The sequence below is a fragment of the Nocardioides abyssi genome (genome assembly GCF_030412915.1).
Taxonomy (GTDB): Bacteria; Actinomycetota; Actinomycetes; order Propionibacteriales; family Nocardioidaceae; genus Nocardioides; species Nocardioides abyssi.
Genome location: NZ_JAUHJR010000336.1, coordinates 1 through 207, shown reverse-complemented (window position 1 = coordinate 207; position 207 = coordinate 1). Strand labels below are relative to the sequence as shown.

Sequence of the window (207 nt, the reverse complement as noted above, 5' to 3'; positions counted from 1 at the left end):
CCAGGTACGCGGCGATCGAGGTGTCCTCGGCGTGCCACTCCGTGCGGTGCGTGCTCACAGGAGCGCCTCCCTCAGCTCGAGCCGCGCGCGGCTCATCCGGCTCTTCACGGTCCCGCGCGGGCTCCCGAGCAGCGCGGCGGCCTCCCTCGTCGAGAGCCCGGCGAGGACGGTCGCCTGGACGACCGCCAGCAGCTCCGGCGGCAACCC

Annotated in this window: 1 protein-coding gene; it reads right to left on the bottom strand. The window is 75.4% G+C overall.

Annotated features, from left to right (window positions below; all coding sequences use genetic code 11):
* Positions 1-54: 54 nt before the first annotated feature.
* On the bottom strand, positions 55-204 hold the full coding sequence (locus QWY29_RS20930) for an RNA polymerase sigma factor (protein ID WP_300963123.1): 150 nt from the start codon (positions 202-204) through the stop codon (positions 55-57).
* Positions 205-207 lie beyond the last annotated feature (3 nt).